At 70.6% G+C, this 14,824-nt stretch carries 15 protein-coding genes; 9 read left to right on the plus strand and 6 right to left on the minus strand.

The features are described from left to right. Positions 1-282: 282 nt before the first annotated feature. The 4 genes from ACLQ29_RS11060 (at position 283) to ACLQ29_RS11075 (ending at position 3,185) form a co-directional block, all read left to right on the plus strand. Positions 283-894: a DUF5753 domain-containing protein gene (locus ACLQ29_RS11060; protein ID WP_425771512.1), complete on the plus strand. Its 612-nt coding sequence runs from the start codon at positions 283-285 to the stop codon at positions 892-894. Further along, positions 885-1,076 (plus strand): DUF397 domain-containing protein, encoded by a 192-nt coding sequence (locus ACLQ29_RS11065; RefSeq protein ID WP_425771513.1) that lies wholly within the window; start codon positions 885-887, stop codon positions 1,074-1,076. Before ACLQ29_RS11060 ends, ACLQ29_RS11065 begins: the two co-directional genes overlap by 10 nt. Before the next feature lie 349 nt (positions 1,077-1,425). Beyond that, on the plus strand, positions 1,426-2,619 hold the full coding sequence (locus ACLQ29_RS11070) for an endo-1,4-beta-xylanase (RefSeq protein WP_425771514.1): 1,194 nt from the start codon (positions 1,426-1,428) through the stop codon (positions 2,617-2,619). A gap of 224 nt (positions 2,620-2,843) precedes the next feature. Then, positions 2,844-3,185, plus strand: a complete 342-nt coding sequence (locus ACLQ29_RS11075; protein ID WP_208641223.1) for an ArsR/SmtB family transcription factor — start codon at positions 2,844-2,846, stop codon at positions 3,183-3,185. A gap of 4 nt (positions 3,186-3,189) precedes the next feature. On the opposite strand, the gene argS is transcribed toward ACLQ29_RS11075, so the two are convergent. After that, on the minus strand, positions 3,190-4,908 hold the full coding sequence (argS, locus tag ACLQ29_RS11080) for an arginine--tRNA ligase (RefSeq protein WP_425771515.1): 1,719 nt from the start codon (positions 4,906-4,908) through the stop codon (positions 3,190-3,192). Positions 4,909-5,321: 413 nt separating this feature from the next. On the opposite strand from argS, the gene ACLQ29_RS11085 reads away from it, so the two are divergent. Together ACLQ29_RS11085 and ACLQ29_RS11090 are read left to right on the plus strand one after the other, a co-directional pair. Beyond that, positions 5,322-6,023, plus strand: coding sequence for a hypothetical protein (locus tag ACLQ29_RS11085; protein ID WP_425771516.1), 702 nt, complete (start codon positions 5,322-5,324; stop codon positions 6,021-6,023). Positions 6,024-6,156: 133 nt separating this feature from the next. After that, entirely contained in the window at positions 6,157-6,837 is a 681-nt protein-coding gene (locus tag ACLQ29_RS11090; RefSeq protein ID WP_425771517.1) for a class I SAM-dependent DNA methyltransferase, read from the plus strand. Here the strand turns inward: ACLQ29_RS11090 and ACLQ29_RS11095 are convergent. Further along, positions 6,827-7,210 carry a hypothetical protein gene (locus ACLQ29_RS11095; RefSeq protein ID WP_425771518.1) on the minus strand — a complete coding sequence of 128 codons (384 nt, stop codon included), beginning with the start codon at positions 7,208-7,210 and terminating at the stop codon, positions 6,827-6,829. The genes ACLQ29_RS11090 and ACLQ29_RS11095 overlap by 11 nt on opposite strands. A gap of 423 nt (positions 7,211-7,633) precedes the next feature. Between ACLQ29_RS11095 and ACLQ29_RS11100 the strand changes: the two genes are divergently transcribed. Beyond that, positions 7,634-8,056 (plus strand): DUF6223 family protein, encoded by a 423-nt coding sequence (locus ACLQ29_RS11100; RefSeq protein ID WP_425771519.1) that lies wholly within the window; start codon positions 7,634-7,636, stop codon positions 8,054-8,056. Positions 8,057-8,072: 16 nt separating this feature from the next. On the opposite strand, the gene ACLQ29_RS11105 is transcribed toward ACLQ29_RS11100, so the two are convergent. The 4 genes from ACLQ29_RS11105 to ACLQ29_RS11120 form a co-directional block, all read right to left on the minus strand. After that, positions 8,073-8,735 (minus strand): response regulator, encoded by a 663-nt coding sequence (locus ACLQ29_RS11105; RefSeq protein ID WP_425771520.1) that lies wholly within the window; start codon positions 8,733-8,735, stop codon positions 8,073-8,075. Then, positions 8,732-9,877, minus strand: coding sequence for a sensor histidine kinase (locus ACLQ29_RS11110; protein ID WP_425771521.1), 1,146 nt, complete (start codon positions 9,875-9,877; stop codon positions 8,732-8,734). Before ACLQ29_RS11110 ends, ACLQ29_RS11105 begins: the two co-directional genes overlap by 4 nt. A gap of 92 nt (positions 9,878-9,969) precedes the next feature. Next, entirely contained in the window at positions 9,970-11,955 is a 1,986-nt protein-coding gene (locus ACLQ29_RS11115) for an ABC transporter ATP-binding protein (RefSeq protein WP_425771522.1), read from the minus strand. Between the two features lie 187 nt (positions 11,956-12,142). Next, positions 12,143-12,634, minus strand: coding sequence for a MarR family winged helix-turn-helix transcriptional regulator (locus ACLQ29_RS11120; RefSeq protein ID WP_425771523.1), 492 nt, complete (start codon positions 12,632-12,634; stop codon positions 12,143-12,145). Positions 12,635-12,742: 108 nt separating this feature from the next. Here ACLQ29_RS11120 and ACLQ29_RS11125 point away from each other — a divergent pair, with 108 nt between their 5' ends. Together ACLQ29_RS11125 and ACLQ29_RS11130 are read left to right on the plus strand one after the other, a co-directional pair. Further along, positions 12,743-13,792, plus strand: a complete 1,050-nt coding sequence (locus ACLQ29_RS11125; RefSeq protein ID WP_393367268.1) for an LLM class flavin-dependent oxidoreductase — start codon at positions 12,743-12,745, stop codon at positions 13,790-13,792. Then, positions 13,785-14,813: an LLM class flavin-dependent oxidoreductase gene (locus ACLQ29_RS11130; RefSeq protein ID WP_425771524.1), complete on the plus strand. Its 1,029-nt coding sequence runs from the start codon at positions 13,785-13,787 to the stop codon at positions 14,811-14,813. The genes ACLQ29_RS11125 and ACLQ29_RS11130 overlap by 8 nt, the downstream gene beginning before the upstream one ends. Positions 14,814-14,824 lie beyond the last annotated feature (11 nt).

The raw sequence follows: 14,824 nt of genomic DNA on the forward strand, positions 1-14,824 counted from the left end.
GGCTCACGCTTCGGCTTCGGCTTCTCGTCGGGCACAGTTCTCCCCCTGCTGCTGTTGGGAAGGGGCCGCCCCAGGAGCGCTCGCCCGCAGGGGCGGCCCCGGTGCGAACGCGTCCGCCGGGTTTCGGGTCCCTACCGGCCGCGCCGCCTGGTTCCACTCTTGTGCGTGACCGCCTAGTGTCGGAAGGTGTTCGACCACGTTGGAGAGACCGCGAAGGCCAACGTTCGCCCTGGTGGGGACACATGGGGGTACGCGAGCTAGAGGCGGGGAAGGGCCGGAGGAATGTTCGCTCGGCTGCTCGATCGGCTCTCCGACCTTGACGCCGCGCCGCTCTGGCTGCGTGAGTGGATCACTTTCGAGCAGCAGGCTCGCACGTTGCGATGGTGTGAGGTCGCGTGGGTGCCGGGTCTCTTGCAGACCGAGGCGTACGCCCGTGCCGTGTTCGCCAGCGACGGCCGGGTTAGCGCCGAGGAGGTCGAGACGCGGGTAGCTGGAAGGCTCACCCGGCAGAAGATCCTTACCAGTGACGACCCACCACACCTCGTCGCCGTCCTGGACGATGCCGTTCTTCGGCGTCCCGTCGGTGGCGCGGCGGTGATGCGTGAGCAACTGTTCCACTTGGCGCAGCTCAACCAGGACCGGCGGCGGGTACGAATCCATGTCGTTCCACGCGGTGTCGGCGCGTACGCTGGCCTCGACGGGCCGTTTGTCCTCGCGACCCTGGCGGATGTGGTTGATGTGGGCTACCTCGACAACCGGCTCCGGGGTCAGGTGGTCGAGCGGACTGCCGAGGTAGCGGCCCTGCGTGAGCAGTGGGAAGCCATCCTCGCCGAGGCGCTGACCCTGCAACAGTCCACCGAGCTGATAACGGAAGCGGCAAAGTCATGGACCTGACCGGCGCACGTTGGCACAAGAGCACCCGCAGCGGCAGCAATCAAGGGGCCTGCGTAGAGGTCGCCGACAACCTTCCCGGCATCGTCGGCGTACGGGACTCGAAGGATCCGGCCGGGCCGGCGCTGATCTTCGCGCCGGAGTCCTGGCGGGCCTTCGTTGGTCTGGTCGCCGAGCGCTCGTAAGCAACGCCAGACGCATGAGGCGCCCGCCTCCGATATCGGAGGCGGGCGCTTCATGTTGTTCGACGATGTCGGCAGCGTGGCCGCAGCACACCCCCGTCATCCGGAAGTTTCGCGGGCATCTCCAACGAGCCCGCGCAGGTCATATGACGAATTTCCGGAAGTTTTCAGCGTTGACGCCTGGACATAGACGGCCTTAACGTTTCGAGCAGGTTTCCGGTCACCGGCCGGAACTACCGGCCCACTGCCCGCGCCAGGGCGCTCGATCGCGAATCCCGCTCCCCATCCGCCAACACCGGACCCGCACCTTATTGATCGACACTTGTCGATCAAGGTCTGGAAAGGAAGGCACATGTTGCTGAGACAGTGGACCACCGTCGGCGTGGTCGCCGTCGTCACCGTTGCGGCGCTGAACTCGGTGCCCGCCACCGCGAGCCGGCCGTACGACCCCACCGCGCAGAGCCTCGGCGCCCTCGGCCTGCGCCACGGCCTCCACGTCGGCACCGCGGTCAACATGGATGCGCTCGACGACGCCGGTGACCCGCAGTACCGCGCGCTGGCCTCCTCGGAGTTCACCTCGGTCACCGCCGAGAACGTGATGAAGTGGGAGGTCCTGGAGCCCACCCGGGGCACCTACAACTGGGCCGCGGCCGACCAGCTCATCGACTTCGCCAAGCGCAACCGGCAGAGCGTCCGCGGGCACGTGCTGGTCTGGCACAACCAACTGCCCGCCTGGCTGACGGGTGGTGTCGCCGACGGCTCCATCAGCAAGCAGGAGCTGCGCGAGCTGCTGCGCAAGCACATCACCACTGTCGTCAACCGGTACCGGGGCAAGATCTGGCAGTGGGACGTGGTCAACGAGGCGGTCAGCGACCCCTGGGACACCCCGTCGACCCTGCACTACAAGGGTTTCTGGGCGGAGAACCTCGGGCCCGGCTACATCGCCGACGCGTTCCGCTGGGCGCGGGCGGCCGACCCCAAGGCCCTGCTGTTCTACAACGACTACAACATCGAGGCGTTCGGCTCCGGCAACCCGGCGGACGACAAGACCCAGTTCGTCTACGAGATGACCAAGGGGCTGCGCGCCCAGGGTGTGCCGATCGACGGCGTCGGTTCCCAGGGTCACCTGGGCACCCAGTACGGCAACTTCGACACCCTCCAGGTGACCGCCGCGCTGAAGAAGTTCAGTGGACTCGGCGTCGCCACCGCGTTCACCGAGGTCGACGTCCGCAGTCAGCTGACGGCAGGCGTCCAGGCCGGCAACGCGGAGGAGATCAACCCCCGGTTGCAGGCGTCGGCCGCCAACTTCAGCGTGCTGATGAAGGCGTGCCTCGCGGTGCGGAGCTGCCTGTCGTACACGGTCTGGGGTTTCAGTGACAAGCACTCCTGGGTGCCGGGCTGGTTCGACGACCCGCCGGAGGGCCTGGCCACCATCTACGACGAGAACTACCAGCCCAAGCGGGCGTACCAGGAGCTGAAGTCGGACCTGATCCTCGCTGGCCCGCCGTACGTGCAGCAGCGCAGCACACCCCGACCTCGCCGCTGACCTCCGGTCGCGGCCGACTCGACGGCGTGTCCGTCGGCGTAGGGCCGTGTGGGGCGCGGCGGCGCCCCACACGGCCGGTACGTCTCCACGGTCGTCGACGTTCGACTCACGTTCAGCCGTCCCGAGTGGCCGTACGGACGCCGTTGGAGTATTGATGCCGGTTCTACCTGCTTATTGACGGTGTTGGTGTAACCATAGTGGGCGTGGGAACTGCGAAAACTGCCATGCCTGCGATCTCGCCGCTCACCGGCGATCCAATCAAGCGGGCCGATGCCGAACGGCTCGCGGGGGTGCTGAAGGCCTTCGCCGATCCAGCGCGACTGCGTCTGCTCAGCCTGATCCAGTCCGCGCCCGAAGGTGAGGCGTCCGTCAGTGACCTCACCGGGGCGCTCAACCTGTCCCAGCCGACCGTGAGTCATCACCTGCGGATCCTCACCGAGGCTGGCCTACTCGAGCGCGACAAGCGGGGGGTGTGGGCCTACTACCGCCTGGTGCCCGCCGCGATCGCGCAGATCGCCGACCTGTTGACGCCGCCCCGAAAGCGGGCGACGAAGAAGACCCGCTGACCCCTCACATCCGCTCCGGGGTGCGGATGCCGAGCAGGTGCAGCCCCTGCCGCAGCGTCCGGGCCGTCAGCTCGGCCAGCAGCAGCCGGCTCTCCCGCAGCTCGTCCGGTGCCCGCAGCACCGGACAGCGCTCGTAGAACGCGTTGAACGCGGTGGCGAGCCGGTGCAGGTAACCGGCGAGGTGGTGAAACTCGAGGCTACGCTCCACCTCGCCCACCACCGCGGCGAAGCCGAGCAGCTCGACCGCTAGCGCCCGCTCCGCCGGCAGCGTGAGCACGAGGGGCGTGTCCGGCCGCGCGGTGGTCCCGGCGCGCCTGGACATCGACCGGATCCGGGCGTACACGTACTGCAGGTAGGGCGCGGTGTTGCCGTCCAGGGCGAGCATCCGCTCCCAGTCCAGGACGTAGTCCTTGCTCCGGTCGGTGGACAGGTCGGCGTACTTGACCGCGCCGATCCCCACCGCGCGGCCGATCTCGGCGGCGGCTTCGGCGTCCAGCTCCGGGTTCCGCTGTTGGGCCAGGTCGGTGGCCCGGGTGACGGCCTCCTCCAGCAGCCCGACCAACTTCACCGACTCGCCCGCCCGACTGCGCAGCATCCGCCCGTCCGCGCCGAGGATCGACCCGAACCCCAGATGCTCGGCCCGGGCCGGCGGACACAGCCAACCGGCCGCCCGGGCAACCGCGAACACCATCGCGAAGTGCTGCCGCTGCGGCAGCCCGACGACGTAGAGCAGCCGGGTCGCGCCCAGCTCACCGACACGTTGCCGCAGCGCGGCCAGATCGGTGGCCGGATAGCCGTACCCCCCGTCGCTCTTGCGCACGATGAGCGGCATCGGCTCGCCGTCGCGGCCGCTGAACCCGGCCGGGAAGACACAGTCGGCCCCACCGCTGGGCGCCAGCATGCCTAACCGGTCCAGGTCGTCGACGACCTCCGCGAGCAGATCGTTGTAGGCGCTCTCGCCCCGGAAGTCGTCATCGGACAACGTCACGTCGAGCAGGTCGTAGACGGTCAGGAAGTACCGCTCGGACTGCGCCACCAGCAGCCGCCACCACCGCAGCGTCCGCTCGTCGCCGCCCTGCAACGCGACCACCCGCAGCCGCGAGCGTTCCCGGAACGCCTCGTCGGCGTCGAACTTCACCCGCGCCGCCCGGTAGAAGCCGTCCAGGTCACCCATCGACAACTCGTGCGTTGCCCCGACCTCGCCGAGGTCGGCCAGGTGCTCGATCAGCATTCCGAACGGTGTCCCCCAGTCACCCAGGTGGTTGACCCGCACCACCCGGTGCCCCAGCCAGTCCAGCAGCCGTACCGCCGCGTCGCCGATGACTGTGGAGCGAAGATGCCCGACGTGCATCTCCTTCGCCACGTTCGGCGCCGAATAGTCGACCACCACGGTCTGCGGGGCCGCCGTCACCGGCACGCCGAGCCGGGCGTCGCCGGCCAGCCCGGAGACCATGTCGGCGAGTGCCAGATCGGCGACCGTGAGGTTGATAAACCCCGGACCGGAGACCTCCGCCGACACGCCGACGTCGTCGAGGACCGCGTGTGCCAGCACCGCGGCGGCGATGTCGCGCGGCGGGCGGCCGAGCCGCCGGGCCAGCGCCAGCGCCGCGTCGGATTGGAAATCCGCTCGCGGAGAACGCCGCACGAGCGGGTCGACAGGTCCGCCGGCCACCGCGCCGAACGCCGGTGCCAGCCGGTCGGACAACAACCTTTCAAGATCCATGAGTACGCCGATCTCACTCGGACCCGCACTGTCAGGCGGGCCTCGGACGACAGGAGATGCGGGCGGACCGAGGACGACCAGCGCACGACCGGCGGCTCGATCCGCCGGTCGCAGGGAAACAGGTCAGCGCGGGCGGGCGACGGGTCGCCGGCGTCGCCGTGCACCGACCTGGACGTCACACGACGCTCCGGTGCAGATGGCGATCACGCTTGTCATGCGGGCACCCTAGCCGGCCGGTGGATGTGTCGGCATCCCGATTACCACCGCCCGGGTGAACGTCCGGTGGTCGTGATGTGTCGTTTGGGACGGGACGCCACCGGGAACTGCCCCGACATCGACGGAAGGTGATCATGAGCCGACACACACCGCTACCGCCCGCCCGTACGCGACGCGTGCTTGCGCTTGTCCCGTTATTGAGCACCATCACACTCGCCGCCGCCTGCACCACCACCGCGGACCCGCCCGGCTCGAACCCGTCGAGCGCGGCACCGACCACGGCGGCGGCAGGGGTGGACCCGACGGGCCAGCCCTCGCCGAGCGCGAGCGGCCCGGCGACCATCCCGACGTCAGCGTTCGTCGAGTTGCCGCCCGAGCTGCGGAAGTCTCCGCGTCGAACGGTGCCGGTCGAGGAGGCCCTGCCGAAGCTCTGCGGCAACGAGTTCGGCACCGGAGGCCGCCAGGTCACCGCCGCCGCGGCGATGACCGTCACCTACAAGAAGGCCGACGACGATCCCTCCAACACGCCCCAGGGGATGGTCCACCAGACCATCTTCACCTTCGGGGGCACCGGGGCCACGGACTACATGGCGCGTCTGCGCACCGACCTGGCGGCGTGTCCCTCCTTCCAGCACGACGGGAGCCGGGCGACCGCCAAGAGCGAGGCTCTGCCCGGCGTCGGCGACGAAGCGCTGCTGCTGACCCTGACCTGGCCCGCGACCAGCATCGGCGGAGAACACACCGGCGGCAACGAGACCAGCCAGATCGCGGTGGCCCGCGTCGACACGGTGGTGACGGTGTTCGACGACCAGGGCTGGGAGGGATCCAGCGGCAATCCCGCCATCCTGGACCGGGTCGTCCGCGACGGCGTGCGGACCATCGACACCTGGCAGCGGTAGTACCCCCACGGCCGCCTCCGGCGCGGGGCGCGGCCCGCAGGTCTTCGGCGCGACACCGTCACTCGTGGCGATGCGCGCGCCGAAGACCCGCCGCCGGATCAACGGGTGATCCCCCGGTGCGATGATGCGGCCCGTGACCCTCTCGCCCGCCGATCCGCTCGACCTACGCCGTGTGCGACGGGCCTACGACACCGTCGCCGAGGACTACGCCACCCTCCTGCCGGACACCCGTGCCGAGGCCGCACTCGACCTCGCCATCGTCGACGCGTTCGCCGAGGCGGTGACGGCGGGCGGCGACACCCGGGTCCTCGACGCCGGATGCGGCCCGGGCCGGATGAGCAGGTACCTCACCGACCGTGGGTGCCTCGTGCACGGAGTCGACCTGTCGCCGGGCATGGTCGGCAGAGCGCGACGGGACCACACCGACCTGAGGTTCACCGTGGGCTCGCTGACCGCCCTCCCCTACCCGGACGACAGCTTCGCCGGCGTCCTGCTCTGGTACTCCACCATCCACACACCCCCCGCCGGGCAGGCACGCGTCTTCGCCGAGGCGGCCCGGGTCCTTCGACCCGCGGGCCACCTGCTCGTCGGCTTCCAGGCCGGCGAGGGCACGCGCGACCTGTCCGAGCCCTACCGCCGCCGCTTCGGCCACGAGATCCACCTGGAGCGACACCGTTACACGGCAGACCAGGTCGCCGCCGAGATCGAGGCCGCCGGCCTGCGGGAGGAGTGCCGCCTGGTGCGGCGGGCTCGGGGCACCGAGCGGGACGATCAGGCGTTCCTGCTGGCTACGGCGCGTCAGGTCAGCGGTTGAAGGCCACGTAGAGGCCGAGGCCGAAGTTCACCATCAGGATGATCGCGCCGACCACGGCGAACCCGCGCTGCCAGGCCGTCCACCGGACCGTCCTCTTCGACTCGACGAAGCCCGCCTCCTGCACCCGGACCGCCGCGATGTTCTCGCGTTCCCTGGTGTCCCGGCGATCGGCGGTCACGCCGGCACTGAACTGGAACACGTTGGCGCGAAGCTCCTCGGTGAGACTCTGCAACGCCTGGGTCATCGAGTCGATCGAGCCGTTGATGTGCCGCAGGTGCTCGTCGTGCCCGTCCAGACGCTGCTCGATCCGGCCCGCGTCGAGACCGCGGTTGTAGGCGGCCGCCCTCTCATCGGTGCTCTCCGGGCTCGTCATCGTGGTCTCGTCGGGCGCGATGGGGCGGCATCACCAGCGCGCGTGGGCGTGACCCCCGGGTCGGCCGCTCGCAAGGGTCGGCGTCGGAGGGTGGTGCTGGTGTTACGCATGGAAGGAGCCTCCTCAGGACCACCGCCCCCGCCGGTTGGTCGATGCTCAAGTGGTACCACCCGAACACCGAGAAAGCTACTGTCCGGATCCGACAGAACCCCAGGTCAGAGCGGCTTTCGTTGGGCATTCGGACATCATCACGCCCGCCCCGGCGGCGCTTGGGTCGGGCGACAGGCACAACTGCGGCGGTACGGCGTCCCCGACCCGTACCGCCGGGGAGGTAGACGCATCGACAACTCCGGCCCGACGACTCCGGGGCCCTGCGCTCCATACGCTGCGGCTGCACACGTCAGGCGACCGAAGGGAAGTGCGATGTCCATCCACCACTTGTTCAGCGCCGCAATCGCTCCGCTCGGAGGGCTCGCGCCGGCGGCGGCGCACGCGTCGGTCGGACCGGCCGCCGCCACCGCTCTCACCATGAGCTCCGGGCGGCTCGGCGCGAGCGTGGCCGTCCTGCTGGGGCTGGTCGGCGTCGTTGTCGGCGGGCTGGCTCTGGCTCGCCCCGCCAGCCGCGTCGGCACCAGCTCGGCGCGACTCGGAGCCGTCCTGGCCCTGACCCTGGGACTGGCCGGCATGGTGCTCGGCGGGATGGTGGTCGCCACCTCCGACGGCGGCATCGGTACGGGTAACGGGCGCGGCGGGGCCTTCGTGGCGCTGGCTGTCGGGCTGGTCGGCGTGGTCCTCGGTGGACTGGCCCTGGTCCGGGCCCGCCGCAGTGCCCGCCTGACCGCCTGACCGCCTGAGGTCACGGTCAGGGGCGGGTGAGCCAGCCGGGAACGGCCAGGCCGGACTCGTAGGCGAGGATCACCAACTGGGCGCGGTCCCGGACCTGCGCCTTGGTCATGATCCGGCTGACATGCGTCTTGGCCGTGGCGGGGCTCAGCACCAACCGCGCGGCGATCTCGTCGTTCGACAGGCCCGCGGCGACAAGTGCGAGCACTTCGCGCTCCCGGGTGGTGAGCACGCTCAGTCGCGGCCCGGGGTCCGGATGCGTGGCCCGGGCGCTGAACTCGGCGATCAACCGACGGGTGATCGACGGCGCGATGAGCGCGTCGCCACGGGCGACCACCCGCACCCCGTGGATCAGCTCGGCCGGCTCGGTGTCCTTGACCAGGAAGCCGCTGGCGCCGGCCCGCAGCGCGGCGTAGACGTAGTCGTCCAGGTCGAACGTGGTCAGGATGATCACCCGGGCCGCGCAGGTCCCGACGATCTGCCGGGTGGCGGCGAGGCCGTCCAGGACGGGCATCCGGATGTCCATGAGGACGACCTCCGGCCGCAGCCGCGCGGCGAGCCGCACCGCCTCGGCGCCGTCGGCGGCCTCGCCGACCACCTCGATGCCATCCTCGCCGTCCAGGATGGAACGGAAGCCTGCGCGGACCAGGGTCTGGTCGTCGGCGAGCAGCAGCCGGATCACGCGGGCTCTCCCACAGTCGTCGGGCCGGGCCGCAGCGGCAGTCGGGCGCGGACCCGGAAACCGCCGTCCGGCCGGGTGCCCGTGGTCAGTGAACCGCCGAGCGCGCTCGCCCGCTCACGCATGCCGATGATCCCGCTGCCCGGAGCGCCGGGTGTGGCGGTGCCGTCGTCCTCCACCTCCACCACCACGTCGTCGCGGTCGGGTCGCACCCGGACCACCGCGGCGGAGGCGCCCGCGTGCCGGGCCACGTTCGTGAGTGCCTCCTGGACGATCCGGTATACCGCCAGGTCGACCTCTGGGGGCAGCGACCTGGTTTCGGCCAGGTCGGTGCTGATCGTCAACTCCGGGCGGCCGGCCGTCCGGATCAGATCACCAAGGCGATCGAGGCCGGGGCCGGGCGCGGTCGGAGCATCGCCCTCCCGCCGCAGCACGCCGAGCGTCGCCCGCAGCTCCCGCAACGTCTCCTTGCTCGTCTGTTTGATCGCGGTGAGCGCCTGCTCGGAGCGGGCCGGGTCCGGCCGGTGCAACGCGGCGCTGGCCTGCACATTGATCAGCGAGAGGTGGTGGCCGAGGACGTCGTGCACCTCACGGGCGATGCGCAACCGTTCCTCGGTGGCCCGCCGCCGGGCCTCCTCCTCCATCCGCTGCTCGGCGACGACCGCGCGGGCCTGCGCTTCGGCGAGGTAGGCCCGGCGGTTGCGGGTCACGCCGACGATGACCGCGACGAGCCAACCGGCGTGCAGCAGCGTCGCCCCGTTCATGGTGTCCGGGGATCGGTTGTCGTCGTCCGCGGCGGCGAAGGCGATCACCGAGGCGAGACCGAGACCGGTGGCGATCCAGAGATGTCCCTCGTCGACAACTGTGTAGAGCGCCACGACGAAGACCAGCATGATCGGGCCGGCCTTGTGCAGCAACACCCCGTACGCGACGACGGCGGCCAGCGCCACCACACCCACTGGCACCGGATGGCGGCGGCGGAGGCTCAGCGCGGCGCAGGAGGCGAGCACCACCAGCAGCGCCGTCCACTCGGCGGTGGTGTCGATGCCCCGTGACTGCGCCACCAGGCCGGCGCAGGCGACCAGACCGACGGCGACCACCAGGGCGACCTCCGCCGCCCGGCCACGCCATCGCGCCCCTGACATACGCGCAGCCTAGCCTCCGGCAGGCAGGCGGACGAACGTCCGGAGCGTCGGACCTCGCCGGTGGACGCACCCCTCCGTCCTGGCGTCTCTCCTCAGTGCGAGGACGTCGTGTCCTGGTGCGGAAGCCGCGGCCGCTCGGCCAGGTTGGCGTCGTAGCCGGCGGCCTGGAGAGCGAACAGCTCGGCGTAGCGACCGCCGGTGGCGACGAGGTCGTCGTGGGTGCCCGCCTCCACCAGTCGGCCGTGGTGCAGGACGAAGATCCGGTCGGCGTGGCGGACGTTCGCGAGCCGGTGCGTGATGAGGATCGTGGTGGCGCGGCCTCGGCGATCACGGATGGCCTGGAACAGGGCGTCCTCGGCCCGGGGGTCGAGGGCGGAGGACGGCTCGTCCATGATCAGCAGTTCGGCGTCACGGAGGAACCCGCGGGCCGCGGTGATGCGCTGCCACTGCCCGCCGGAGAGGTCCTGACCTCTGGCGAAGGTCCGGTCGAGCAACGTCTCGTACCCGTGTGGAAGCTCGTTGATCATGTCGTGGGCGACCGCACGGGCGGCGGCGGCCTCGATGAGGTCCTGCCGGGCCTCGGTGTCGACGTCGCCGATGGCGATGTTCGTCGCCGCGGTGAACGGCCACTTGTGGTATTCCTGCGTCACCACCGCGATCCGGGCCCGCAGCTCGGCGACGTTCCAGTCCGCGAGCGGTCGACCGTTCCACTCGATGCTGCCCTCGGAGGGCGCCCGGAGGCCGGCGATCATCGCGGCGAGTGTCGTCTTGCCCGAGCCGTTCTCCCCGACGAACGCGACAGTCTGGCCGGCGGCGATCCGCAACGTGACGCCGTCGACGGCCGGGGTGTCCCGGTCCGGATAGCGCAGGCTGACCTCACTGATCGTCAACTCCCGCAGCCGTTGCGGACTGGCGGCGGCCGACGGCCGGGCGGCGTCCGGCAGGTAGGCGTCGGCACGGGTCATGAAGCCGGTGTAGTCACCGAAGTGCTGACCCTCGGTGTAGACGTGGTCGACCTGGAAGGTGGCGATGGCCAGGGACCGCTGCGCGGACTGCACCGCGATGACACAGGTCGCCGCGGCGGCGAGCGGGATCTGCCCATCCAGGAGCAGCAGGCCGAGCAGGACGTAGACGGTGCCGGTGGCGAGGCCGCCGATGATCGCCCCGACAGTTGTGGTCGTGGTGACCCGACGGGCCAGGGCGAGTTGGATGTCGGTCTCCACCCGCATCACCCGGTCGTACTGGTCGAGGAGGAAACCGCGCAAGCCGTACGAGCGCAACTCCGGGGCCGAGGCCCGTTCGGCCATCAGCTTGTGCAGCAGCCACAGTCGACGTCTGCGCACCGATCCGGCGGTGTACGTCTGGTAGCGCAGGTGCCCCGCCCGCAACGACGCCCAGGCGTTCGGCACCGTGGCCACCAGCAGCGCCAGCAGCAGCAGCGGGTGGATGATGACGACGGCGGCCACCACGGCGAGCAGCCCGGCCAGCCCGGCGAGCAGGTTCATCGACGCCTGCACCAGCCCGATCGTCGACTCGGTGCCCCGCGAGGCGCGTTCCATGTCGTCGGCGAACGCGTCGGCGTCGAACGCCTCCAGGCGTACCGCCGTGGACACCTCGAACAGACCCCGCTCCACCTCGCGGTTCACCCGCGGCGTCAACCCGTTCTGCGCGTACCCCGTGGCGATGCCCATCCCGGCGCGCAGCGCGGTCGCCACCGCCAGCACGGCCAGGGCGGGCATCGCGGCCCGCACCTTGTCCGCGGTCGGGCCGCCGGCGAACAACTCCACGAGCACCCGCTGGGTGGCCAGCAACCCGAAGGCCGCCATCACCCCCGCGCCGACCGTCGCCGCGGCCACCACGCCGGTACGGAGTCGGTCCGCGCGCCAACTGATGCCCAGGGCTGTCCGTACGAGCCTGGGCAGCTCCGCGAAGACGGCGAAGACACCGGCCTCGGCGCGCGCCCGCACCCCCGTCTCCCACCACATCTCCCGCAGCTCCGGCAACACCGACTCGGTGCTTCCGGGGCCGGAGCGGGCTGGTCGGGTGCGGTGGGCCTCTGCGGCGGCGGTTTCGATCATGGTCGTACCTCCCGGGCGGCGCAGCCGTCGCCGGCACAGCGTGCTGGCGGATTGGCGGGTTCCTGGAGGATTGGACCACCCGGACTTAGCCCTTCGCAATTGACTGATCACCCGCAGTCATGGCGACATGATCACCCAGTCCACGGTGCTCGGGCACCTCGCCAGACGACCGGAGCGTCCCCGGTGATCAGTCCTCGCCGGGCGCGTCGAGACGTGCTCGCAGCGCCGCCGCGATCTCGCCGGCCGCGACGACCTGCTCCGGTGTGAGGGCGTCGACGAAGAGTTCACGAATGGCGCGCAGGTGGGGGAAAGTCGCGTTGCCGAACGCCTCGGCACCGGCCGCGGTGAGCAGCACCTCCGCTCCCCGGGGGACTGTCGCGCACTCCTGACGGCGGATGAGGCCGCGCCGCTCCATCCGCCCCAGGTGGTGGGAGAGCCGGCTCCGCTCCCAGCCGATGTGCGCCGCGAGCGCGGACGAACGCATCGCCTGGTCGGGCGCCTCGCTGAGAGCGAGCAGCACGGCGTAGTCCCCGGTCGAGAGGGAGGAGTCGCCCTGGAGGCGGGACTCGAGCCGGGAGCTGAGCGCCGCCGTCGTCTCGATGAAGTCCCGCCAGATCCGCAGCTCCTCCGCCGCCGGCAGCTGGCGTCCTCCCCGCCGGGCGGGTGTGGTCTCCGTCATCTCATCGCTCCCGGGAATTGACGTGTCAATCGCCAAGTTAGCATCATTGACACGTCAACCGGTAGGTCCGCTTCCCGCGGGTCGCCGACGGGAGCCGAGGAGGCCACGATGACAGCTACAGGTTTCGAACTGGGGCTCAACTCGTTCGGGGAGGTGGCCACCGACGGCGACCGGGTCCTGAGCGACGCCGAGACCGTCCGACTCCTCGTGGACGAGGCACGACTCGCCGAGTCGGTCGGACTCGACGTGTTCAGCCTCGGTGAGCACTACCGGGAGGGCCACAACGACTCGGCGACACCCGTGTTGCTCGCGGCGGCCGCGACGGCGACCGAGCGGATCCGCCTCGGCACCTCGGTCACCGTGCTCAGCACGAACGACCCGGTGCGCCTCTACCACGAGTTCGCCACCCTCGACGCCGTGTCCAACGGCCGCGCCCAGCTCGTCCTCGGACGCGCGTCGGCGACCGAGTCGTTTCCGCTGTTCGGCTACGACCTGGCCGACTACGAGCGGTTGTTCGAGGAGAAGCTCGACCTCTTCCTGCGGCTGCGGCGTGACGAAACGGTCACCTGGTCGGGAACCGTACGAAGCCCTCTGACCGAGAAGCGCCTGCACCCACGGATGCGACCCGGCGGGATCCCGACGTGGATCGGCGTCGGGGGCAGCCCGAACTCGGTGGTCCGCGCCGCCCGGCACGGTCTCCCGCTCATGCTGGCGATCATCGGTGGGCGACCCCAGCGGTTCGCCGGCCACGTCGACCTCTACACCAAAGCGCTCGACCAGTTCGGGCATACCCCGCAGCCAATCGGGCAGCACTCACTCGGCCTTGTCGCGGACACCGACGAGGAGGCGGTGGAGACGTGGTGGCGATACTGGCAGCCGGTCGCGGCGGCGCTCGCCGCGGAACGCGGCTTCTACAAACCGGACCGCGCACGCTACGAGGCCGAAATCGACCACGGGGCGCTCTTCGTCGGGTCACCCGAGACGGTGGCGCAGAAGATCGCCACGGTCGCCCGCGACCTGCGGCTGAACCGCTTCGACCTGAAGTACGACATCATGCACCTGCCCCGCGAGGCACGCGCGCGCACCATCCAACTGCTGGGCAGTGAGGTCGCGCCGCGGGTCCGGGAGCTGCTGGCGAAGGAGCCCACCCATGTCTGATCTCTTGTTCGGCCTCGACACGTTCGGCGACGTACCGGAGGACGACGCCGGCAAGCTCGTCTCCCACGCCGCGGCGATCCGCCAGGTCGTCGACGAGGCGGTGCTCGCCGACCAACTCGGCGTCGACGTCATCGCGTTGGGCGAGCACCACCGGCCGGAGTACTCGGTGTCGACCCCGGAGACGGTGCTGGCGGGCATCGCCACCCGTACCGCACGGATCCGGTTGGCCTCCGGGGTGACCGTGCTGAGTTCGGACGACCCGGTCCGGGTGTTCCAGCGTTTCGCCACTGTGGACGCGCTGTCGCACGGCCGGGCCGAGGTCATCCTCGGGCGCGGCTCGTTCACCGAGTCGTTCCCCCTCTTCGGCTACGACCTGCGCGACTACGACACGCTGTTCGAGGAGAAGATCGAGCTGTTCGTGAAGTTGCTCGACGAGAAGCCGGTCACCTGGAGCGGCACCCTGCGCGCCCCGCTGGAGAACGCCGACGTCTTTCCCAAGACGGAGTCCGGGCACCTGAGCACCTGGGTCGGCGTGGGTGGCTCACCGCAGTCGGTCGTCCGCACCGCCCAGTACGGTCTCCCGCTCATGCTCGCCATCATCGGCGGCGCTCCCGAGCGCTTCGCGCCGTACCTGGACCTCTACCGCAGGGCGACCGAGCAGCTCGGTACGACGGCGCACCCGGTCGGCATGCACTCGCCGGGCTTCGTCGCCGACACCGACGAGGAGGCCAAGGAGGTGTACTGGCCGCACTACCGGGTGATGCGCGACCGGATCGGCGCGCTGCGCGGCTGGCCACCGATCCGCCGCCAGGAGTTCGACTCCGAGGTGGAGCACGGGTCCCTCTACATCGGCTCACCCGAGACGGTGGCCCGCCGGATGGCCCGCGCGATCCGCAGCCTCGGAGTCGGCCGGTTCGACCTCATCTACTCGGCCGGAGCGCAACCGGCGAGTGCCCGGATGCGGGCCGTGGAACTGTACGGCTCCAGGGTGATCCCCATGGTCCGCGAACTGCTGGCCTGATCAGCACGTCA

This window comes from Micromonospora sp. DT228, from assembly GCF_049841595.1.
Classification (GTDB): Bacteria; Actinomycetota; Actinomycetes; order Mycobacteriales; family Micromonosporaceae; genus Micromonospora.